The organism is Pseudoalteromonas sp. BZA4, assembly GCF_040104395.1.
In the GTDB taxonomy this organism is placed as follows: Bacteria; Pseudomonadota; Gammaproteobacteria; order Enterobacterales; family Alteromonadaceae; genus Pseudoalteromonas.
Window position 1 is genome coordinate 180,491 of sequence record NZ_JBECOT010000001.1, and the last position, 22,632, is coordinate 203,122.

The window sequence follows — 22,632 nt, forward strand, 5'->3', positions numbered from 1 at the left end:
TTTATTAGCTGTAAAAGAGTTAGAATTTACCTGACTCCACGCTAATAAATGGCTGTACAAATATTCTACTAATCGATAAGTAGTATAGATTAAGGAACATACAATGACACGAAATGAAGGGCAAGCCTCGGTTATCTTAGATAATGTCTGTAAGCTGATCCAGAAAAAAGTTCACGCTGATAATGTGTTACTCGTTGAGAAATTCGCCAAAGCCTTGTACAGCAATATGTCTAAAGAGGATTTGGCTCATCGCAACGATAGTGACTTATATGGCGCTGCACTAAGCCTATGGAACTCGCTAGAAAAAAATAATTCTGATGACGCGGTTGTCCGTGTTTTCAATCCTGAAGTAGCAAAAGATGGCTGGCAGTCATCGCACACTATTGTTGAAATCATCGCGAAAGACATGCCTTTCCTCGTTGATTCTGTGCGTATGGCCATGACTCGCGCAAACATCGCTTCTCACTTATTACTTCACTCTCCGCTGAAAATCCAACGTGATAAAAATGCTAAAATCACCGGTATTTCAAGCTTAAAAGCAGAGCAAGAATCAACGTCGACAAAAACTGTGTTCTTTATCGAAATTGATCGTCAAACAGATGCAAAAGTAATTGAGTCTTTCAAAAAAGAACTTGAGTCTGTGTTAGTTGACGTATCTATCGCTGTAGAAGATTGGCAGCCAATTCGTGAAAAGCTAATTGCGGTTACGAAAGACTTACCTAAACGCCACCATAATAATAACGAAAGCGAAGTTGCAGAGACGGTAGAGTTTTTAGACTGGTTAGCTAAAGATAACTTTACGCTAATGGGTTACCGTGAGTATGAACTTTCGCCTGTGCAAGGTGATTACCAGTTAAAAGGTAAAAAGGGCACTAGCCTTGGTCTAATGAAAAACACAGACGAAGAGCATAGCCGCTTACTTTCTGAGTTACCTGAAGTAGCGCGCCAAGAAGCGCGTAGCAGTAACTTATTAATTTTAACGAAAACAAATTCAGTGTCTCGTGTACATCGACCTGCATACATCGACTACGTGGGTATTAAGCGTTTTGATGATGAGGGCAATGTAATTGGTGAAGATCGCTTCCTTGGTTTATTCTCATCAAGCTTTTACAACAACAGCGCCGCTGATGTACCTGTACTGAAAAGTAAGATTAACCGCATTATGGAAATGTGTGACTTTGCTAAAGGCACCCATGCATACAAAGCGGTATTAAATATTTTAGAAACGTATCCACGTGATGAGCTTGTGCAAGCACGTGAAGCTGAACTACTTGAAGTTGCCATGGGCGTATTACAAGTACAAGAGCGTGATATGTGCCGTATTTTTGTGCGTAAAGACGCATATGGCCGTTTTTTCTCTTGCATGGTATATGTTCCGCGTGAGCGCTATAACACGGCACTACGTCGTGAAACGCAACGTATCTTAGCCAATGCATTTAATTCTGACGACAAAGTCGAATTTACTACTTTCTTCTCTGAGTCAACATTAGCCCGTACACATTACACGGTGCGTGTGACTGACAATAATATTGAATATAACGTGAAAGACATCGAAAACAACCTAATTGAAGCTGCCCGTACTTGGGAAGATAGACTCCAATCTGCACTACTTGAAAGCGCAGGTGAAGCACGCGGTAAAGAACTAAACCGTAAATATGCACAAGCGTTTGCAAGTGCGTATAAAGATCAGGTTTTACCAAGTGCAGCGGTTGTTGATATTGAAAAGCTAGAGCTTCTGAATGACGAGAACAAACTTGAAATGTTGTTCTACCGTCCACAAGAAGAAGCAAACACAAATGTTGTTCGTTTAAGCTTATTCCATAAAGATGTGCCAATCCACTTATCTGACGTAATGCCGATGTTAGAAAACTTTGGTTTACGCGTAGTGGGTGAAACGCCTTACTCAGTGAAAACGACTGACGGTAAAGTTAATTGGATCATGGATTTCACCATGCTAATTGACAACAAGGGCATTGCTGACTTTGATAAAGTCTCAGCGCGTTTCCGTGCAGCGTTAACGAACGTGTGGAATAACCGTTTAGAAAATGATGGCTTCAACCGTTTAGTATTAATGGGTGGCTTAACAGGTCGTGAAGCGTCTATTCTTCGTGCCTACGCTAAATACATGCGTCAAATTGGTGTAACTTTCTCGCAAACTTACATCGAAAGCACATTTGCAAATTACCCACACATTGCATCGCAAATCGTTAACTTATTCACTAAAAAGTTCTCAGTTAAGAACCCTGGTAGTGAGAAGACACTTGAGAAGCTAGTTGCACAAGTTAATCTTGAACTAGAAAACGTAGCAAACCTAGATGATGACCGTATCATCCGTTTATACGTTGATATGATCAATGCAACTCTTAGAACGAACTTCTTCCAAAAAGAAGCGGATGGCCAATTTAAGTCATACGTATCGTTCAAAGTTCAGCCTTCTATGATCCCTGAAATGCCATTACCACTGCCTGCGTTTGAGATCTTTGTATACTCGCCGCGCGTTGAAGGCGTGCATTTACGTGGTGGTAAAGTTGCTCGTGGTGGTTTACGTTGGTCTGACCGTCGTGAAGACTTCCGTACTGAAGTACTGGGTCTTGTTAAAGCGCAACAAGTTAAAAATACGGTTATCGTGCCAGTAGGTTCTAAAGGTGGTTTCGTATGTAAACAACTACCGACAGACCGTGAAGCATTCTTCAAAGAAGGCCAAGAGTGTTACAAGATTTTCATCCGTGGTTTATTAGATATCACAGATAACATTGAACGTGGTGAGATTGTGCCACCAGTTGATGTTGTTCGTCATGATGAAGATGACCCGTATTTAGTTGTTGCTGCCGATAAGGGTACTGCGACTTTCTCTGATATTGCTAACGGCATTGCAAATGAATATAACTTCTGGCTAGGTGATGCATTCGCATCGGGTGGCTCAGTAGGTTACGACCACAAGAAAATGGGTATCACTGCAAAAGGTGCCTGGGAATCTGTTAAGCGTCATTTCCGTGAAATGGATATTGACTGTCAAACAACAGATTTCACTGTGGTGGCAATCGGCGACATGGCAGGTGACGTATTTGGTAATGGTATGCTGCTTTCTAAGCACATTCGCTTACAAGTAGCGTTTAACCACATGCACATCTTTGTTGATCCAAATCCAGATGCAGCGACATCTTACCCAGAGCGTGAGCGTTTATTTAATTTACCGCGTTCTTCTTGGGAAGATTACAACAAAGACCTTATTTCACAAGGTGGTGGCATTTTCTCTCGTGCGGCTAAATCAATTAGCTTAAGCCCAGAAATGAAGAAAATGCTTGGCACTAAGAAAGCGAGCATGACACCTAACGAGTTAATCAAAGCAGCTCTAATGATGGAGTTTGATTTACTTTGGAATGGTGGTATCGGTACTTACATCAAGAACTCTAAAGAGACTGATGCTGATGTGGGTGACCGCGCGAATGATGCACTTCGTATTAACGGTTCTGAGCTTGGTGCGAAGATCTTAGGTGAGGGCGGTAACTTAGGTGCGACTCAATTAGGTCGTATTGAATTTGCGGCTAAAGGCGGTCGTGTTAACACCGACTTTATCGATAACGTAGGTGGTGTTGCGTGTTCAGATAACGAAGTAAACATCAAGATCTTACTTAATGGCCTAGTTGCTGAAGGTGACTTAACACGTAAACAGCGTGATGAGTTGCTTTATTCAATGACTGATGAAGTGTCTGAGTTAGTACTAAAAGACTGTTATCGTCAAACGCATACCTTATCGATTACTCAATCAAAAGGTACGTCAACGCTTAAAGAAAAAGTACGTTTCATCCATGCCCTTGAAAAAGATGGCAAGCTTAACCGTGCAATCGAGTTCATCCCAACGGATGAAGAACTTGCAGAGCGCGCAGCAGCGGGTAAAGATTTAACTCGTCCAGAGCTTTCTGTACTTGTTTCTTACGCGAAGATGGTATTAAAAGAGTCTCTAGTGGTTGATGAAATCACTGAAAACCCTTACTACCGTCAGTTATTAGTTAAGTCGTTCCCAGTGCCACTTCGTGAGAAGTTCAACGATGCAATGGATAACCACCCACTTCGTAAAGAGATTATTGCAACGAAACTTGCAAACAACATCGTTAACGATATGGGTCTTAATTTTATGGTTCGTATGCACGAAGAAACAGGTGCTAACGAAGCTGAAATCGCACTTTGCTACTCAATTGCAAAAGAAGTGTTCCAGATGCCAGAAACATGGTCATCAATTGTTGCACTTGATAATAAGATCCCAGCAGCTGTACAAACAGAAATGCTATATCAACTACGTCGTACGGTTCGTCGTGCAACACGTTGGTTCTTACGTCATCGCAATAAAGCACAAACTATTGAGCAAGCAATTGAATTCTTCGCACCAACATTTGCTGATTTAAGTGAAAACCTAAACAGTTACATGGTTGAAAAAGAAAGCGAGCGCTTAGTTAAAGCGGCAGATAAGCTAATTGACAGTAATGTACCAAAAGCACTTGCGACACGTATAGTTTCACTATCAAGCTTATTCTCTGTAATGGACTTAGCTGAAATTGCTAACAATTCAGAGCGTAGCATTGATATGGTCTCTAATACCTACTTCAAGTTAGGTGCGCGTATGGGCTTACATTGGTTCCTTGACCAAATCACTAACCAACCAGTAGCAAACCACTGGCAAGCACTTGCTCGTGCTTCATACCGTGAAGAGCTTGATTGGCAACAACGTACATTATCAGCTGTAGTACTTAATAGCTTTGCAGCAGATAGCAAAGACATTGATGCACAAATTGATGAGTGGATGGATAACCAAGATCTACTTCTACAACGTTGGAAACAAATGTTATCTGAGTTCAAAACATCGCAAAGTCACGATTTCGCGAAGTTCTCAGTGGCACTACGTGAACTAATGTTGTTAAGCCACAACTGTGACACTTCCAAATAAGTGAAAAGTCGTTAAAATACATACCCCAGCTCGCTGGGGTATTTTTTTGCCCTTAATTTGCAATGGTCCGTTTCATAAACGGCTACCTTGTTTATTTTTACCTAAGGAACAAACCATGTTTTATGATCTAGCTCGCCGTTTTATGTTTACCCGTGATGCGGAGTGGGCTCATGAATTTGCACTTAAAAATTTACGCCGATTTGCTCATACTCCATTGAGTGCAGCATGGTCACAAACTGTCCCTAATAAACCCGTTAATTTTTTAGGTTTAGAATTTAAAAATCCAGTCGGTTTAGCGGCAGGTTTAGATAAAAATGCTGAATGTATTGATGCATTTTCGCAAATGGGTTTTGGTTTCGTAGAAGTAGGTACTGTGACGCCACGTCCGCAAGCAGGTAACGATAAACCACGTATTTTCCGCTTACCTGAATCAAATGCGATTATTAACCGTATGGGCTTTAATAATAAGGGCGTTGATAACTTAGTTAACAATGTTAAAGCGGCTAAATACGACGGTATTCTTGGTATTAATATTGGTAAAAATAAAGATACTCCAAACGAGCAGGGTAAAGATGACTACATCCACTGTATGCGCAAAGTATTTGAGCACGCATCATACATCACAGTAAATATTTCTTCACCTAATACCCCAGGCCTTCGTGACTTACAATATGGTGAGGCGCTGGATGACTTATTACAAAGCTTAAAGAACGAGCAACTTGATTTAATTGCTAAGCACAACAAACAAGTGCCAATGCTGGTTAAGATCGCCCCTGATCTTGATGAAGTGCAAATTTCCCAAGTAAGTGAGTCATTGATCACTAATAAGATCGATGGTGTTATTGCAACAAATACGACGCTTGAGCGTGCGGCAGTACAAGGCCAACAATACGCAAACGAAGCGGGCGGTTTATCTGGCCAACCAGTACGTCAGCGTTCAACCCACGTGGTTAGTGAACTTAAGCGTTTAACTGATGGTAAGTTACCTATCATTGGTGTGGGTGGTATTGATGATGCGGATTCTGCAAAAGAGAAATTTGCAGCAGGTGCAGACCTTGTACAAGTTTACACTGGTTTCATTTATAAAGGCCCAGAATTGGTAAAAACGATCCTTAACAGCTTATAAGGATCAGTTATCTAAGCAATTGATCATTAATAAAATGTTCTAAGAAATCATTTTATTAATGGTCTGCTTTAGTTATAATTTATGATTAAGCGCACAGTATTTATTCGTTAGGGAGGAGACATGTTACAAGCATCTAAGCAATGGAAATGGCTTGCTTGTGCGAAAAATAATCGTCTTTTGGTTGACCTTGACCAAGATATGCAACTGTGCACGCCTTATAAACTCCGCCAACTCACTGATGCAGTATTAGAACAACCAAACTTCAGCCTTGAAGATGCGGCTTTCTATCAGCAAGTTTATCAATACCTCGAAACATTCTCACTGTGGAACCCAGCACAGCTTTGTCAAATTGCCCTTAACGCTACAGCGGTTAAATTTCATTTAAAACCTGTACTTGCAAAAAGTTGGTTCTTTCATGAATATCACGGTAGTCAGCCAAGCGTTGAAGCGGTTGTTAAATTGTGTTCACAGGCACAAGAAGGTGAGTTTTTAATTGTTGACCACTCAAGCGAAGCCTCAGTGTGTATTAACCTAAGCCAACACTTTCAATTAGACGAAAACCTTTCTCTTGAACAGTTTGAGGCTATTAAGGTTTTAAATAACCGTATCCATCCTGTTTATATTCAACAAAAACAGTTTAAATCAGCCTAGGGCGTGTTGACCTTTGTTTATTAAAATTTGTTCACTCTAGGGGCGATTTAATCGCGGCGCAAGATTTGTAACCTAGTGAGCTAAGTAAAAATCCAGCTAATATCCCTGCAAATGTTGGCGTTTTTGTTCGCCAAGCTATGCTATAATCCTGCGCAATTAGCATTTAAGGGTTTTTACTTTGCAATTTATCGCACTTACTTCTATCGGAATAGAAAATTTACTTGTTGATGAGCTTACTACACTCGGTGCAGAAGTCTCTAAACAAACCGTGGGCTCTGTACGTTTTGAAGCAGATAGCTTATTAGCACAAAAGATTTGTTTATCGAGCCGTTTTGCGACTCGTATCATGATGCTGATAGAAGAAAAGGAAGGCGTAAAAGACAAAGACAGCCTTTATCAATTTGCGCGACTGCAGCCTTGGCAAGAGTGGTTTGGTCCTAAACAAACTTTCGCTGTTGATTTTAGCGGCATTAATAACGATTTAAAAAATACGCAATTTTCAGGTCTTGTTGTAAAAGATGCGATTGTTGATTATTTTGCAGATTTATTCGAACAACGCCCAGATGTTGATAAATACAATGCCAATGTTCGTGTTGTAGCAAGGTTGAACCGTCAAGGTGTTGCGCTTTATATCGATTATTCTGGCCCGCGTTTATCTGAGCGTGGTTATCGTCAAGATCAAGGTAAAGCGCCAATTAAAGAGCACTTAGCAGCAGCACTAGTGAAACGAAGTGGCTGGCTTGAAAACGTACAACAACCTTTGTTCGATCCTTGTTGTGGTTCAGGTACTATTTTAATTGAAGCAGCAAGCATGGCGCGCAATGAAGCGCCGGGGTTATTCCGCGAAGGTTTCGCCTTTGAGCGTCTACCAAGTTTCCGTATTCAAAAGTACAAAGAATTAAAAGCAGAACTAACTGCACAAATAACTGATCCTAAACTTTGGCTTATTGGTCATGATATTGACGGTAGTGTCATTGCAAAAGCGCAAGAAAACGCAGAGCGTGCTGACCTTGGTAATGTGATTAAGTTTAAACAAAGTGATGCCACTAAGTTAACCTCAGTTGCGAAACTACCTGGTGTGGTGATTTCAAACTTACCTTATGGTGAACGTTTAGGCTCAATGGCTGAGCTGGTGAACTTACACCGTAGCTTAGGTGTAGGTTTTAAGAAGCACTTTAACCATTGGAAACTTGCTTTGCTTGGCACTGACGAAAGCTTATTTAAGTTATTAAAGTTAGTTAAGTTAAAACGCTATAAGTTTAAAAATGGCCCGTTAGATGTGGTATTAAATCTGTACCAACTAGACGATAAACAAGTTGAACTTAGCAAAGAAGATAAACCTGCTCTTAATTTTGAAGGTTCAACAGCGTTTGCAAATCGTTTAAAGAAAAACAAGCAAAACTTAAAGAACTGGTTAAAGCAAAATGAAGTAAGCTGTTATCGTGTTTATGATGCGGATATTCCAGAATATAACGTAGCTGTTGATGTATACGATGATTCAGCGGTTATTTTTGAGTACGCAGCGCCAAAAGAAATTGATGATAATACGGCACAAAAACGTCTCCAAGATGTGATCAGCTTGACCGCTGAGCAATTAAAGATAGCACCAGAAAATATTGCAGTTAAAGTGCGTAAAAAGCAAAAAGGTGAAGAGCAATATACCAAGGTAGCAAAACAAAATCGTACTCAAGTAGTTGAAGAGTTTGGCGCTAAATTCAAAGTTAACTTATTTGATTATTTAGATACTGGTTTATTTTTAGATCACCGTTTAGCTCGTCGTTATATCCAACAAAACGCACAAGGCAAACGTTTCTTAAACTTGTTTGCTTATACAGGCAGCGCATCTGTGCATGCTGCTGTGGGTGGTGCTAAAGCCATTACCACGGTTGATATGTCAAAAACCTACCTAAAGTGGGCGCAAGAAAACTTTGCTCTGAATGATATCAGTAATACACGTTATCGTTTTGAGCAAGCAGACTGCTTGAAGTGGCTTGAGTATGCACAAGGCCAATATGATTTAATTTTCTTAGATCCACCGACGTTCTCAAACTCAAAACGTATGAAAGATGCGTTTGATGTACAACGCGACCATATCAAACTACTTACCTGGGTTAAGAAAATTTTAAGCCCTAACGGTACGCTTATATTCTCAAATAATAAGCGTGGCTTTAGCATGGATGAAGTAGGGCTAATGGGTCTGGGTTTAAAAGCAGAAAACATTTCTGACAAGACTTTATCACCAGATTTTAAACGTAATAAGCAAATTCATAATAGCTGGCTTATTACCCATGGCTAACTTTACCCTGTACCACACTGATGGCTGTCATCTGTGTGAAATAGCCGATGAATTATTAATTGCTGCAAACGCTTCGTTTGTAGCAAAAGATATTATGGACAGTGAACAGCTGATTGAACTTTACCAAACCAGTATTCCGGTTGTGGAATCTCATCAAGGCAAGAAATTATTTTGGCCTTTTGATGCTGAGCAATTAGCGCAATTTATTGCTGATAATAAATAATAAGAGTAGTAATCACGATGGATTTAATCAGAATAGCCAAAGCTCAACTCGCTTATGGTACACATCCGCTACTAGATGATGCCGATGCCGTTATTGAGTCAGGTGAGCGCGTTTGTATCGTTGGTCGAAACGGTGCAGGTAAATCAACACTATTAAAAGTGCTTGATGGCCAAGTGACATTGGATGATGGTGAAATCAACCAATTAGGCGGTATTCGCATTTCACGTTTAGAGCAAGATCCACCAAAAGGGGCGGCAGGCTCAGTATTTGATTATGTCGCGCAGGGCATGCCTGACATTGCTAACTTACTGATAGAATATCACCAAGTTAGTAATCAAATGCAAACAGACTATAACGATAAATTGCTTAACAAATTAGAGCGTTTATCTAATCAATTAGAAACCGTTGATGGCTGGCGTTTTGATACCCGTATTCAGCTCGTTTTATCTCGCTTAGAGCTAGACCCAGAAGCCAAGCTTGAATCATTATCGGGTGGTTGGCTACGTAAAGTTGCTCTTGCAAGAGCCTTGGTTAGTGAACCTGATTTACTGCTACTTGATGAGCCTACCAACCACTTAGATATGAGTAGTGTTATTTGGCTTGAGCAATTTTTAAAAGAGTTTAAAGGCGGCATCGTTTTTATTTCTCACGACCGTGCATTCATTCGAGCAGTTGCAACCCGTATTCTTGATTTAGACCGTGGTAAGCTGGTTTCATACCCTGGCGATTATGCAACATATCTTGAACAAAAAGCGCATGATCTAAAAGTAGAAGAAACACAAAACGCATTATTTGATAAGCGCTTAGCAGAAGAAGAAGCGTGGATCCGCCAAGGTATTAAAGCACGTAGAACGCGTAATGAAGGCCGTGTACGTGCTTTAAAAGAGTTACGTAAAGAGCGTAAGCAGCGTGTTGATCAAGTCGGTAAAACTGATTTCAATATTGAAACAGCGGATCGTTCAGGTAAATTAGTATTCGAAGCGAAAAACATCTGTCATGCATTTAAAGATAAAGTCATCGCAAAAGACTTTTCAACCCTTGTTATGCGTGGCGATCGTGTTGGCCTTGTTGGGCCAAATGGTATTGGTAAAACAACACTGCTTAAAATTTTATTTGGTGACTTAACACCTGATAGCGGCAGTGTTAAGCAAGGTGTTAACTTAGAGTTTGCTTATTTTGACCAGTATCGTCAAAAGCTTGATGAAGAAGCCACAGTACAAGATAACGTAGCTGAAGGTAAGCAAGAAGTGATGATGGGCGGGCGCTCACGTCATGTACTAGGTTACTTACAAGACTTCTTATTTCCACCGGCAAGAGCGCGTACGCCAGTAAAAGCGCTTTCAGGTGGTGAGAAAAACCGCTTATTATTAGCAAAGTTATTTTTAAAGCCATCTAACATTATTGTTCTCGATGAGCCTACCAATGACCTCGATATTGAAACTTTAGAGCTTTTAGAAGAGATCATTAACCAATATCAGGGCACTGTACTGATTGTAAGCCATGACCGTGAATTTATTGATAATACCTGTAATTCCGTATGGGCATTTGAAGGTAACGGCAAGATCACCGATATTGTCGGAGGCTATAGCGACTATGAAGCGTATGCAGCTCATTTAGCTGAGCAAGAAAAACAACAACAGCAACAAATTAAGCAAGAAAAGCCGGCCGTTGTTAGCCAAGATAAAACACCAAAGAAAAGTAATAAACTCTCTTACAAATTAAAACTTGAATTAGAAGAATTACCCAGTAAAGTGGAACAACTTGAAAAAGCGTTAGACGCTCAGCAAGTTGTGGTTAATGACCCTGACTTTTTTAAGCAAGATGCTGCAATTACAACAGAAGCATTGAACCATTTAGCCGAGTTAGAGTCTGAGCTTGAAGTCGCTTTTGAGCGCTGGGAAGAACTCGAAGATTTAAAGAATCAGTAGTAAGGATTAAAATGAAATACAAATTACTCGCTGCCAGTATTTTAGCCACCCTAAGTACCTCAGCGATGAGCGCAACCTATAAATTAGAAGAATTAGGTGGAATTGATGGCGCAAAATTTAACTATGTAACAGATGTTAGTGAAAACGGTCATATTGTAGGTTTAGCAAATGGACTATATAAATTACCCATTGATGTTTCATATATCGATTTTACAGATTCGTTGATCAAAAACGCTTATGATTCAGCTAAAGCGCAATACGAACTCATTGATAAAGAAATTACATTCACGCTCGATGACATTGAGAATAACGATGCGGTATATACAAACGCTGATGCTCATGCATTTATGGTTAGTTTTTTAACTGGTCGCTCAACTGATTCTGAATATCAAAAACTATTTAGTGCAATTGCAACGATTTACACCTCAGAAGGCGCCGTAGAGCAAGTTTTATTTGATGAACAGTCTCTTGATTTTGACGGCTTAACACGTTCGACTTCTAACTTACTAAATGCTGTTACAGATGATGGTGTTATGGCTGGCTGGGGGAGTGCTCCTTACGAAAAAACATCATTCACTCAAACAGATGAAGACGAAGAAGAAACCCATTTCTTAAGGGATTTCATCAGCCGTGCGATTGTCATTTCTGCAGATGGTGTGAAAGTTGAACTTGCACCAGAGTTTGATGAGTATGGTGGTGTTAGCTCAGCAAATGACATTATCAAAACAGCAAATGGCTATGAAGTAGTAGGCACTGTCTCTACTGATATTGCGGTTGATCCACTGGATGATATTACTGATAACTGTGACGGAGAAGATGAACCAGTTTCAGACTGTGTAGAAGCGTACAACCGTACTTATTCAACGGGTATTTATAATAAACGTGCTGTTAAGTGGACATTAGACAGTAATCTAAACATCACCAATACAGAAATGTATGGCTTAGGTTTAACGCCTGAAGATGATGAAGATTTTGCGTTTCGTAGCAACGCACTTGCTATCAACGAAAATGGTTTAGTTGTTGGTACGTCTGATGTGCGTTATAAAAGTAATAGCGCACGTATTACTATGCCAGTTATTTTCGAAAATGGTGAAGTAAAAGAATTTATCGACCAAGAGGATGATTGGGTCTCGGGTCAGCCATTAGCTGTTAACAATGATGATGTAGTAGTCGGTTACGCAACTAAGCGTATTGATGGTACGAACAGAACTAAGTTCTTCTACTATGATAAAAACAGCGACAGTGTTGTTTTCCCAACGGATTACTTCTCAAGCTCAAGCTCATTAGCTAACGATATCAATGACAATGGTATTATTGTTGGTGAGGGGGAAACAGATATTTATAATACTTCTACGCGTCGTCGTGAAGGTTTCATGTACACCATTGGTGAAGACTCAGTTGTTAACTTAAACGATTTGTTACCTTGTTATGAAGAAGATGGTGAGACTCGCTTCAAATACACGGTTGCTGAAGCGAAATCAATTAACAACAATAATGAAATCTTCGGTGTTGCGACTAAAACTGTTGAAAAGACAGATTCATTCGGTAACGTTGTAGTCGATGTTAATGGCAATATCGAATATGAAAGTGTCGCAGTGGCTGTTAAGTTAACACCAATTGACGGCAGTGTTGAAGAATGTCCTGCAGAAGAGATTGAACAATACGAGCGTCAATCAGCAAGCTTCCCTTGGTATGCATTATTGCTATTACCATTTGCAGCAGCACGTCGCTTCTTTAAAAAGTAATCGTTTCGTAATCGAGACTTACTAATCAATATTAAAAAACCCAGCTTCAAGCTGGGTTTTTTGTCTATACTGAAATCAGTTATTTTTTATGGCGGTGTATCCATGCTTTACGGACTGAGCGTTTCCAAAGCATGTCGGTACCAAAATAACCAATGATTGCCGCAGCTGTTGCACATATAAATGAGCCAACTAAAAATGCAGGGCCAATTGTTGTAAGGCTATCTATAAACCATTGCCAGCTTGGTTCAAATTGGAAGTGCTGCTGTGGTTGAGCAAGGGCAATGGTGCCTACAATATATGAACAATAGAAAATAGGAGGCATGGTCAGTGGGTTAGTGATCCACACTGTTGCAACAGAAATCGGTAAATTTACTCGAAATGGAATAGCTAGGGCGGCTGCAAGGACCATTTGAAAAGGAACAGGGATGAACGCAAAAAATAAACCAACAGCAAATGCACCGCGTGCTGAGCGTCTATTTAAGTGCCATAAATTGGCATCATGCAATAAACGACCAAAAATTCTTAAATACTTGTGTTCTTTTACCTTGTTATGATCAGGTAAAAAGCGTTGGATCGTTTTCTTAGCCATTTAAAGCAACCATTTACATCTATTTGGTTATGCAGCGGCTTTGTCATAGGCTGTTTTTTCACCCTATATACATTTGGCACTGCGGCGTTTTATATAATGAGTTTTGCTGTATTGCTAGCAGGTGCCTATTTTAAGCCTTTTTTAACTCTATTGTCAGGGTTTATTTGCGCTATTTTAGTAGTGATTTTTCATTACATCATCTTTTACTCCACCTCTGACTGTCAAATCGATTATCAACAAAGCAGATTAGTTCTATTTGAGGTAGTTGAAACTTACAGTGAACAAAGCCCTTATTACATTAAAGCAAGTCTGAAAAATATTGAATCTTGCTCTACAGGCATGCGACCTGCTCCTAATGCAATGCTAAGCATTACTTCAGATAAACCTGTTACTAGTGGAGATAAATTAAGCGCAGAACTCAAACTTAAACCTTACAGATCGGTAAAAAATTTCTATAGTTTTGATAGAGAGCGGCAAGCATTACTTGAGCGAGTATTTTATAAAGGCCGAAGCGTAGGGGAGATAAGCTATTTAAATCATCATCGATATGACTCCCTTCGAGTGAGTTACCACACATATATTGAAAAAGTGACGGCAAACACCCAGTTACAATGGCTTTATTATGCGCTTTTAACCGGTGACAGAAGTAAAATAAGCTATGAAGATAGAAAACACCTACGTGAATTAGGCTTGTCGCATCTGCTTGCTATTTCAGGTCTTCATATCGGACTTATCTTTGCAGTCGGCTTTTATAGTAGTAAGTGGCTGTTAAGAGTGAGTCATTTACGCGTAAGACAATCAATTCAATTAAATAAGTTATTTGTTTTTGTAGGATTCTGTTGCTCGTTCATCTATGTCTACTTAAGTGATTTTATAGTTTCCGCAAGCCGAGCGCTGCTGATGTTAGGCTGTTACCTTGTTATTTATAACCTAGGGAAAAACCCAGTGCGTTGGCGTTCAATTTTGTACGCCTTGAGTGTTGTGTTGTTTATAGACCCATTTGCACTTTTAAACCCCGGGCTCTATTTCAGTTTTTTGGCTGTTACGATCATCTTTCTACTGACTAAAAACACAGTTAATTTGTCACATGGTTTTTTAAAGCGATTTGCACAGCTACTGCAAGTTCAGTGCGCTTTATTTGTCGGTTTACTGCCTCTATCCTTATATTACTTCTCAGGCACTAGCGTCATAGGTTTATTGATTAACCTCATTGCCGTGCCCTTGGTAGGTTTACTATTATTGCCTTTATTACTTTTTTATAGTTTGGTTTCTAGCCTACTGGATATTTCTGGTTTGTTATCACTCGTCGACAGTGCGCTGTATTTTAGTTATGAATCACTGCTTTCTATCCCTAGTGACTGGCGTTGGTTCTCGCTCAATGAGTTTAGTTTTTCATTATTGATCATAAGTTACATATCACTTCTGCTGTTGTACTTTAGTCCAAAAAAATATGTGTGCTTAATTCCTGTTTGTGTATATGTCGTTGATAGTGAATTACAGCCAGAAGCTAAGTTTCAGTTAGATGTGTTTGATGTAGGGCATGGCTTAATGGTGATGGTAAGCCACAAAAACAAAGCGATAATTTATGATTTAGGGCCACAGTACTTTGGCCGTTATGATTATGTACGCCGTGTATTACTCAACAACATCATTAAACAACAGTTATCTGTTATCGCAACAATAATAAGCCACTTAGATAACGACCATTCTGGCGGTTTAACAAGTTGGCAAATGGCAGGGTTTCAAGACACTCTAGCTATCTTTCATCCTCAGGGGCTGGGAAATAAGTGCAAAACAACAACACTCAAGCTTGATGAGCTTAATATCAGAAGTTTTACAGCAAAGGTAGAAAACGCTAGCCGTAATGATCAGTCGTGTTTATTAAAAGTAACGGGTTTTAATTACTCAGTGTTACTGGCTGGGGATATATCCGCAGCGGCAGAAACTAAACTTGTTGAAGCGGTGAAGGATTTACGAGCGACTATTTTAATAAGCCCCCATCATGGTAGTGATACCTCTTCAAGTTATGAATTTATAGGTGCAGTAAACCCTGAAGTAGTTATCCATTCATCTGCTTATCAGGGGCAATGGCGCTTTCCTCATCCTGAGGTTGTAAATCGTTATAACCAACACCATATACAGCAGTTATCGACGGCAGAATATGGCCATATACGCATAAAATTTTACGAAGATAAATATCGCTTAGAATTTGCGCGAGAGCAGGAAAGTTATTGGTTCGAACAAGATTGACGTTTTGTTTTTACCCCCTAAAGGCTACAATAGTCGAAGTCTATGAATAAGAGAGTGTTATGGATCAAACTACATCCCAAATCTATAAGCGATTAATCAGTTATGTGGGTGATTATAAGTTAATCGCGTTTTTCGCCATTGTAGGCATGATTGGCTATTCAGCCATGGATGCATTGTTTATAAATTTAATGAAGCCCTTCATTGATGAAGGTTTAAATGATCGTAACACTGATGTTTTAACTTATGCACCATTTGTTGTAATTGCATTGGTATTAGGTCGTGGCATGTTTAACTATATGTCGTCGTACTGTTTAAGTTACGTAGGCTCTCAAGTTGTAAGAACGTTGCGCCAACAATTATTCGAACATATTTTACATCTGCCGGTGTCTTTTCATGATAAAAATTCAAATGGCGATTTAATCTCTAAAATCACCTTTGATACTGAGCAGGTTCAACAAGCCATTACTAAAGCCCTGTTAATTGTTGTAAGGGAAGGGGCCTTTGTTGTTTTCTTACTATTTAATATGTTTTATACCAGTTGGAAGCTATCACTGATATTTTTAGTCATTATTCCGCTGGTGGCCGTGATCGTTGCCTTTGTATCGAAACGTTTTCGTATGATTTCGAAAAAAATCCAATCTGCTATGGGCCAAGTAACTCGTAGTTCAGAGCAAATGCTATCTGGTCACAAGGTGATTCATGGCTTTGGTGGTCAACAGCAAGAGATATCGCAATTCTCGGCTATTAATAATCATAATCGTCAGCAGCGCATTAAAATGGATGCAACTAAAGCGTTAAGCGTTTCTGTTATCCAAATTTTGGCAGCAAGCGCGATGGCCGTGATTTTATGGGTTGTGTCTTTGCCGTCGATGATTGATACCATCAGTTCAGGTGACTTCGTATTACTTATTTCATCAATGATGATGTTATTACGCCCACTGAAGCAACTTTCTAACGTTAATAGCGATTTACAACGTGGTATTTCGGCAGCGCAAAGTATCTTTTTAGTACTTGATGAAGAAGTAGAAAAAGACACTGGCACTTACAGCGTTGACAAAGTAACTGGGAAAATTGAAGTGAACAATGTGACCTTTAAATACCCAACGAAAGATGAGCCTGTATTAAAGAATTTATCTCTTTCGATTAATGCAGGCGAAAGCATTGCATTGGTTGGCCGTTCTGGCTCAGGTAAATCGACCATCTCAAATTTATTACCGCGTTATTATGAGCTTGAAGGTGACAGTGAAATTTTGCTTGATGGCGTCAACATTGCTGATTACAAACTGACAGACTTACGTAAGCAATTTGCACTGGTATCTCAGCAAGTGGTTTTATTTAACGACACTATTACGAATAACATTTGCTATGGCCTTGACCGCGAATTAACAAACGAGGAATTAATGGCGGTTGCCAAGCAAGCCCATGTTTGGGAGTTTGTTAAAGACTTACCAGAAGGTTTAGATACCATGGTGGGTGAAAACGGCGTTATGTTATCAGGCGGTCAGCGTCAGCGAATAGCCATTGCTCGTGCAATATTAAAAGATGCCCCTATTTTGATTCTTGATGAAGCGACATCTGCGCTTGATACTGAATCTGAAAAACTGATCCAGCAAGCACTTGATAGCTTAATGAAAGAAAAAACATCGATTGTGATAGCACACCGTTTATCAACAATAGAAAACAGTGATTGCATTTATGTCATCGACCATGGTCAAGTTATCGAAAAGGGCACGCATGGCGAGCTACTTGAAAAAGACGGTACCTATAGTGCGTTATGTAAGATGCAGTTTGGTGAGCAGTAGTGAGTGTTATTGAAAAAAGCTGGTATAAAAAGCCAGGCTTACTCAGCGTTCTGCTGTTACCTTTCAGTGTGCTTTTTTGGCTTATCTCAACGCTTCGTGCTTTGTTATATAAGCTTAATATACTAAAAGCATTTAAAGCGCATCTTCCTGTCATTGTTGTGGGTAACATTAGTGTGGGTGGAAACGGCAAAACGCCATTTGTTATTTGGCTTGCTGAGTACTTACAGCAGCAAGGTTTAAAAGTGGCGGTGATCAGCCGTGGCTATGGTGGTCAGTCTGATTCGTACCCTTTGTTAGTGACTGAACAAACGACGACAGCGCAAGCGGGTGACGAACCAGTACTTATTAAACGCCGCCTAGGTTGTGTTGTAATGGTTGGCCCTGACCGACAAGCGAGTATAAAAAAATTAGAACAACATGATATCGATGTCATTATTTCTGATGATGGCATGCAGCATTATAAAATGGCGCGTGATATCGAATGTTGTATCGTTGATAGTGAACGCCAATTTGGTAACGGTTTATTAATGCCTGCAGGTCCACTTCGTGAAACCAAAGCGCGCTTAAAATCGGTTGATTTAGTCATAGAAAATGGTGGCAGGGCTCAAAGCCGCTATGATTTAACATCAAGCCCATTTCGTACCGTGAGTAATTCAGAACTCGCCAATTCAGTTCAAGACAAAGGCCATGCGGTCAGTGCTATTGGAAACCCCAAACGCTTTGAAATAAGTCTTGAGCAGCAAGGCATTAACTTACTATCAACTCATCATTTTCGTGATCATTATGCCTACCAAGCAAATGACTTTAGCGATTTTGCAGATGACGCTGTATTTATGACAGAAAAAGATGCAGTTAAATGCTTTAGTTTTGCTAAACCAAATTGGTATTATTTACCTGTTGATGCAAAGCCAACAGCAGCAGTTATCGAAAAACTTAATTTATTATTAAAACAAAAAGGGATCCTCAATGGCCTTTGATACAAAATTACTTGAAATTATCGCTTGCCCAGTGTGTAAAGGTAAACTACGTCTTGATAAAGAAAATCAAGAGCTTATCAGTACTGCTGCGAAACTAGCGTACCCAATCAAAGACGATATCCCGGTGCTTTTAGAAAATGAAGCCCGTGAATTAAGCCAAGAAGAGGTTGATAAGTGGAATTCGTAGTTGTTATCCCAGCTCGCTACGCATCGACGCGTTTACCAGGTAAACCACTTGCTGATATTTGTGGTAAACCAATGATCCAACATGTTTATGAAAAAGCGGTTGCATCAGGTGCATCACAAGTTTATGTAGCGACTGATCATCAAACAGTGTTTGATGCAGTAAAGAAGTTTACTGATAATGTATTGATGACACGAGAAGATCACCAATCAGGCACAGAACGTTTAGCTGAAGTTGTTGAACAGTTAAAACTTGAAAGTGACACTATTGTTGTCAACGTGCAAGGTGATGAGCCTTTATTGGCAAGCGAAAATGTATCTCAAGTTGCCATGCTACTTGCTGATTCTGATGCGCCAATGGCGACTTTGAGCACCAGCATTGATGAGATTGATGATATATTTAATCCCAACTGTGTAAAAGTCATTAACGATGCAGACAACAATGCACTGTATTTTTCGCGTTCGCCAATCCCTTATCACCGTGATGCGATGATGAATGATGACCGAGATAAGCTAGATCTTGCTGATTTTGCACGCCATATTGGTATTTATGCTTATCGTGCTGGCTTTATTAAGGACTACATCGATTTACCAGAATCTCGATTAGAGCTTTTAGAGTCTTTAGAGCAGCTTCGCGTACTTTATCATGGTCACAAAATTAAAATCGCAAAAGCTCTGTGTGCACCGCAAGCAGGCGTAGATACCCCTGAAGACTTAGCGCGCGTTATTGCAGTGCTTGGCAACTAAAAATGCATGATGTAAACAATGTTCATCTTCATGCCAGTGAAGATGACTTCTTTGTTTTTTATAAACCAGCAGGTGTGAGCTTTCATAGTGAACAATGTGCTGGTTTTGTCGTACTTGCTGAAGAGCTTGTTAATGAGAAGCTCTATCCGGTTCATAGGCTAGATAAAGTAACATCAGGTTTAATTATATTAGCCCGTAACAAAGAAGCAGCAGCCGAATTCACTTCGCTATTTTCTGATCATAAAATAAATAAGTTTTATCTAGCCGTAAGTGATGCTAAGCCTAAGAAAAAGCAAGGTTGGATAAAAGGGGATATGCAGAAAAGTCGTCGTGGTGCATTTAAGCTGTTAAAGAGCCAAACGAATCCTGCTATCACACGCTTTTACTCAAAAAGTATTCGACCAGGGCTTCGTGCATACTTGTTAAAGCCATTCTCTGGTAAGACACATCAGCTTAGAGTCGCGATGAAAAGCTTAGGCGCTCCAATTCTAGGTGATAGTACGTATGCTGGTAGTAAAGACGAGCGCACAAACTTGCATGCCTATGCACTACAATTTAGCTATAAAGAGCAGCTTAAAGAGTATCGATGTGATTACACTTTGGGTACTCATCTTAATGAAGTTTTTAACTCAGACGAATTCAAAGAGTGGACAGCTCCTTGGACGTTGGATTGGTAAATGAAAGAAACAACACAAGACATTCGTTTTGGTGGCATTAAACGTTTATATGGTCATCAACAATTTGATTGGTTACAACAAGCACATTTTTGTGTCATTGGTATTGGTGGCGTAGGTAGTTGGGCTGCTGAAGCATTGGCTCGAACGGGTGTAGGGCAACTAACCCTCATTGATTTAGATGATATTTGTGCAACCAATGTTAATCGTCAAATTCATGCTTTAACTGGCACTGTAGGCGAAGCAAAAGTAGAAGCCATGAAAACACGTTGTGAGCTTATAAATCCAGATATCAAAATTAATGTTATTGACGATTTCATTACGCTAGATAACATTCGTGAGCATATTCAAGGTTTTGACTATGTGATTGATTGTATTGATGCTGTAAAAGAAAAAGCTGCGCTTATTGCTCACTGTAAACGCATAAAACTACCGGTTATTACAACCGGAGGCGCAGGCGGGCAAACCGACCCTAGTCAAATCAGTTTTGGTGACGTTGCAAAGACAACCCATGATCCATTGCTTGCAAAAGTACGTTATATTTTGCGAAAACAGTACAACTTTAGTAGCAATCCAAAGCGAAAATTTAACGTCGATTGTGTTTATTCTACAGAGCAGCTTGTATATCCAACCTCTGAAGGTGAGGTTTGCCAAGCAAAACAAGGTGCAGATGGTTCAATGAATATGGACTGTAATAATGGTTTTGGCTCTGCAACCATGGTGACAGGCAGCTTTGGCTTTTTTGTTGCAGCCAAAGCGATTAGAAAATACCTTGATAAAAAACAGCGTAGTTTATGAAACTTATTGTTTTTGTTCAGCCATGGTTTGAATTTTATCAACCATGGCTTTAATACCATTACCACGAGAAGGGCTCAAATGGCTAATTAGACCGAGTCGTTTAAATTCATCATAGGCATTAATTTGCGTTGCTTGCTCCGGTGTTAGACCATTGTATAAGGCTAAAATTAAAGCCAATAGTCCTTTAACGATGCGAGTATCTGAATCGCCCGCTAAAACTAGGCTGTTTTCTGTATGATCAAAGTCGATATACAGCCACACTTTACTTTCACAGCCTTTAACAAGGGCATCATCTACTTTGAGTACTTCAGGCATAACAGGTAATTGCTTACCTAAGAGCATTATTTGGCGATATTTTTGCTGCCAGCCTGCAGCTGTTTCAATGTTTTTACTAACGGCTTCAAACGCTGAATTCATAACTTATCCAAAATTAATCTAATAACTCAATACTACTTTTAACAGCACTGATAAAGGCGTCTACATCAGCTTTATTGTTATATAACGCAAAACTTGCTCGTACAGTCCCAGGTATACCTAAATGGCTCATTATAGGTTGTGTACAATGATGGCCACTACGCACGGCAACGCCAAATCCATCAAGTAGGGTGGCTAAATCAAACGGATGTTCATCGCGATAATTAAAACTAATGTTACCGATGTTATCTGTTTGGTTTGAATAGATATTAATACCATCAATAGCTGATAATTGTTTTATCGCATAGTCAAAAACTGTATGCTCATGTTGACGCATTTGCTGAAAATCTAACGATATTAAATAATTTATTGCCTCACTAAAGGCAATGACACCTGCAATATTCGGTGTTCCTGCTTCAAATTTACCCGGCGCATCACGAAAAGTGCTGTGTGTTAGGTTCACTGTTTCGATCATTTCGCCACCGGTTTGATATACATCGAGCGAATTTAACAGCTCAAATCGGCCATATAGGCCTCCTAAACCTGTCGGCCCGAGCATTTTATGGGCAGAAAATACGTAAAAATCACAGGAGATTTCTTGTAAATTAGGGCGTAAATGCATCGCTGCCTGCGCACCATCAATAACAGAAATAGCATTAATGGCTTTACATGCGCTAATGATTGGCGCTAAATCAGTGATATTCCCAAGGGTATTTGATGCATGGGTAATAGCGACTATTTTAGGCTTTTGTTGCTTGATAAATTCACTACAGTGCACGCTATTAATAGTTAAATCATTTTCTATCGGCAAAATAATGACTTCTGCACCGGTACGCTGAGCTAGCTGTTGCCAAGGGACGATGTTGGCGTGGTGTTCAATAGCAGATAGGGCGATTTTATCGCCAGGATTAAGCCTCGAAGCCAGACCATTTGCGATTAAATTAATCGATTCGGTTGCCCCTTTGGTCCACACTATCTCATTATTTTTTACAGAAAAATAATCTGCAAGTAGCGTTCGGGTATGTTCATATTGGCGTGTCGCGTTTTCACTGAGTGTATGGCGGCCGCGGTGCACATTAGCGTTCTCGTGGCTATAAAAACGGCTAAGAGCATTAATAACTGCCTGTGGCTTTTGCGAGGTAGCTGCTGAGTCTAAATACACCAAAGGCTGCTCATTGACTGTTTCATTCAGTATGGGAAAGTCAGCACGTATTTTTGTGATATCGAACATGAAAGGCCTTAAGCTACAAGAATGCGACGATTTTAATTACTTTGCACAAATAGACA

17 protein-coding genes are annotated in these 22,632 nt (G+C 39.8%); 14 read left to right on the top strand and 3 right to left on the bottom strand.

The annotated features are described in order from the left end of the window. Positions 1 to 103 precede the first annotated feature (103 nt). The 7 genes from ABMY41_RS00765 to ABMY41_RS00795 all read left to right on the top strand — a co-directional run bounded on the left by ABMY41_RS00765 (position 104) and on the right by ABMY41_RS00795 (position 12,911). A complete protein-coding gene (locus ABMY41_RS00765; protein ID WP_062564475.1) occupies positions 104 to 4,942 on the top strand; it encodes an NAD-glutamate dehydrogenase in 4,839 nt (1,612 codons plus the stop codon). A 115-nt stretch (positions 4,943 to 5,057) separates the two neighbouring features. Next, entirely contained in the window at positions 5,058 to 6,068 is a 1,011-nt protein-coding gene (gene pyrD / locus ABMY41_RS00770) for a quinone-dependent dihydroorotate dehydrogenase (RefSeq protein WP_349273926.1), read from the top strand. A gap of 120 nt (positions 6,069 to 6,188) precedes the next feature. Beyond that, positions 6,189 to 6,719: a cell division protein ZapC domain-containing protein gene (locus ABMY41_RS00775; RefSeq protein ID WP_063705553.1), complete on the top strand. Its 531-nt coding sequence runs from the start codon at positions 6,189 to 6,191 to the stop codon at positions 6,717 to 6,719. A 178-nt stretch (positions 6,720 to 6,897) separates the two neighbouring features. Further along, entirely contained in the window at positions 6,898 to 9,015 is a 2,118-nt protein-coding gene (rlmKL, locus tag ABMY41_RS00780) for a bifunctional 23S rRNA (guanine(2069)-N(7))-methyltransferase RlmK/23S rRNA (guanine(2445)-N(2))-methyltransferase RlmL (protein WP_349273927.1), read from the top strand. Next, positions 9,008 to 9,238 (top strand): glutaredoxin family protein, encoded by a 231-nt coding sequence (locus ABMY41_RS00785; protein ID WP_287243316.1) that lies wholly within the window; start codon positions 9,008 to 9,010, stop codon positions 9,236 to 9,238. The genes rlmKL and ABMY41_RS00785 overlap by 8 nt, the downstream gene beginning before the upstream one ends. Before the next feature lie 17 nt (positions 9,239 to 9,255). Continuing rightward, positions 9,256 to 11,166, top strand: a complete 1,911-nt coding sequence (locus ABMY41_RS00790) for an ABC transporter ATP-binding protein (RefSeq protein WP_055197265.1) — start codon at positions 9,256 to 9,258, stop codon at positions 11,164 to 11,166. An 11-nt stretch (positions 11,167 to 11,177) separates the two neighbouring features. Further along, complete coding sequence (locus ABMY41_RS00795; protein WP_289096549.1) at positions 11,178 to 12,911, top strand: DUF3466 family protein; 1,734 nt, start codon at positions 11,178 to 11,180, stop codon at positions 12,909 to 12,911. A gap of 79 nt (positions 12,912 to 12,990) precedes the next feature. Here the strand turns inward: ABMY41_RS00795 and ABMY41_RS00800 are convergent, their stop codons facing one another. Beyond that, positions 12,991 to 13,500: a DUF2062 domain-containing protein gene (locus tag ABMY41_RS00800; RefSeq protein WP_054561579.1), complete on the bottom strand. Its 510-nt coding sequence runs from the start codon at positions 13,498 to 13,500 to the stop codon at positions 12,991 to 12,993. Between the two features lie 96 nt (positions 13,501 to 13,596). Here ABMY41_RS00800 and ABMY41_RS00805 point away from each other — a divergent pair, with 96 nt between their 5' ends. From ABMY41_RS00805 to tcdA, 7 genes are read left to right on the top strand one after another with little or no spacing between them, the layout of a single operon-like run. Beyond that, on the top strand, positions 13,597 to 15,750 hold the full coding sequence (locus ABMY41_RS00805) for a DNA internalization-related competence protein ComEC/Rec2 (protein WP_349273928.1): 2,154 nt from the start codon (positions 13,597 to 13,599) through the stop codon (positions 15,748 to 15,750). 59 nt (positions 15,751 to 15,809) lie between these two features. After that, a complete protein-coding gene (gene msbA / locus ABMY41_RS00810; protein ID WP_175082015.1) occupies positions 15,810 to 17,552 on the top strand; it encodes a lipid A export permease/ATP-binding protein MsbA in 1,743 nt (580 codons plus the stop codon). Next, a complete protein-coding gene (gene lpxK, locus ABMY41_RS00815) occupies positions 17,552 to 18,529 on the top strand; it encodes a tetraacyldisaccharide 4'-kinase (protein WP_289096552.1) in 978 nt (325 codons plus the stop codon). The genes msbA and lpxK overlap by 1 nt, the downstream gene beginning before the upstream one ends. Further along, a complete protein-coding gene (locus tag ABMY41_RS00820; RefSeq protein WP_036968654.1) occupies positions 18,519 to 18,716 on the top strand; it encodes a Trm112 family protein in 198 nt (65 codons plus the stop codon). Before lpxK ends, ABMY41_RS00820 begins: the two co-directional genes overlap by 11 nt. Then, positions 18,704 to 19,459, top strand: coding sequence for a 3-deoxy-manno-octulosonate cytidylyltransferase (kdsB, locus tag ABMY41_RS00825; protein ID WP_175082013.1), 756 nt, complete (start codon positions 18,704 to 18,706; stop codon positions 19,457 to 19,459). The genes ABMY41_RS00820 and kdsB overlap by 13 nt, the downstream gene beginning before the upstream one ends. Positions 19,460 to 19,461: 2 nt before the next feature. Next, complete coding sequence (locus tag ABMY41_RS00830) at positions 19,462 to 20,136, top strand: TIGR01621 family pseudouridine synthase (RefSeq protein WP_063529407.1); 675 nt, start codon at positions 19,462 to 19,464, stop codon at positions 20,134 to 20,136. Beyond that, the gene (tcdA, locus tag ABMY41_RS00835) at positions 20,137 to 20,931 is read left to right on the top strand and encodes a tRNA cyclic N6-threonylcarbamoyladenosine(37) synthase TcdA (protein WP_054561573.1); all 795 of its coding nucleotides are present in this window, start codon (positions 20,137 to 20,139) and stop codon (positions 20,929 to 20,931) included. It abuts the gene before it with no gap. A gap of 3 nt (positions 20,932 to 20,934) precedes the next feature. On the opposite strand, the gene ABMY41_RS00840 is transcribed toward tcdA, so the two are convergent. Together ABMY41_RS00840 and ABMY41_RS00845 are read right to left on the bottom strand one after the other, a co-directional pair. Then, on the bottom strand, positions 20,935 to 21,348 hold the full coding sequence (locus tag ABMY41_RS00840; protein ID WP_287242706.1) for a SufE family protein: 414 nt from the start codon (positions 21,346 to 21,348) through the stop codon (positions 20,935 to 20,937). 13 nt (positions 21,349 to 21,361) lie between these two features. Then, the gene (locus ABMY41_RS00845; RefSeq protein ID WP_289096555.1) at positions 21,362 to 22,576 is read right to left on the bottom strand and encodes a SufS family cysteine desulfurase; all 1,215 of its coding nucleotides are present in this window, start codon (positions 22,574 to 22,576) and stop codon (positions 21,362 to 21,364) included. Positions 22,577 to 22,632 lie beyond the last annotated feature (56 nt).

Excerpts from the sequence above, each read along its gene's own strand:
- ABMY41_RS00765 (WP_062564475.1), top strand. The coding sequence starts at position 104 with ATGACACGAAATGAAGGGCAAGCCTCGGTTATCTTAGATAATGTCTGT.
- ABMY41_RS00805 (WP_349273928.1), top strand. The coding sequence starts at position 13,597 with ATGAGTTTTGCTGTATTGCTAGCAGGTGCCTATTTTAAGCCTTTTTTA.
- ABMY41_RS00785 (WP_287243316.1), top strand. The coding sequence starts at position 9,008 with ATGGCTAACTTTACCCTGTACCACACTGATGGCTGTCATCTGTGTGAA.
- ABMY41_RS00790 (WP_055197265.1), top strand. The coding sequence starts at position 9,256 with ATGGATTTAATCAGAATAGCCAAAGCTCAACTCGCTTATGGTACACAT.
- ABMY41_RS00800 (WP_054561579.1), bottom strand. The coding sequence starts at position 13,500 with ATGGCTAAGAAAACGATCCAACGCTTTTTACCTGATCATAACAAGGTA.
- msbA (WP_175082015.1), top strand. The coding sequence starts at position 15,810 with ATGGATCAAACTACATCCCAAATCTATAAGCGATTAATCAGTTATGTG.
- ABMY41_RS00830 (WP_063529407.1), top strand. The coding sequence starts at position 19,462 with ATGCATGATGTAAACAATGTTCATCTTCATGCCAGTGAAGATGACTTC.
- ABMY41_RS00820 (WP_036968654.1), top strand. The coding sequence starts at position 18,519 with ATGGCCTTTGATACAAAATTACTTGAAATTATCGCTTGCCCAGTGTGT.
- ABMY41_RS00845 (WP_289096555.1), bottom strand. The coding sequence starts at position 22,576 with ATGTTCGATATCACAAAAATACGTGCTGACTTTCCCATACTGAATGAA.
- tcdA (WP_054561573.1), top strand. The coding sequence starts at position 20,137 with ATGAAAGAAACAACACAAGACATTCGTTTTGGTGGCATTAAACGTTTA.
- ABMY41_RS00795 (WP_289096549.1), top strand. The coding sequence starts at position 11,178 with ATGAAATACAAATTACTCGCTGCCAGTATTTTAGCCACCCTAAGTACC.
- ABMY41_RS00775 (WP_063705553.1), top strand. The coding sequence starts at position 6,189 with ATGTTACAAGCATCTAAGCAATGGAAATGGCTTGCTTGTGCGAAAAAT.
- pyrD (WP_349273926.1), top strand. The coding sequence starts at position 5,058 with ATGTTTTATGATCTAGCTCGCCGTTTTATGTTTACCCGTGATGCGGAG.
- ABMY41_RS00840 (WP_287242706.1), bottom strand. The coding sequence starts at position 21,348 with ATGAATTCAGCGTTTGAAGCCGTTAGTAAAAACATTGAAACAGCTGCA.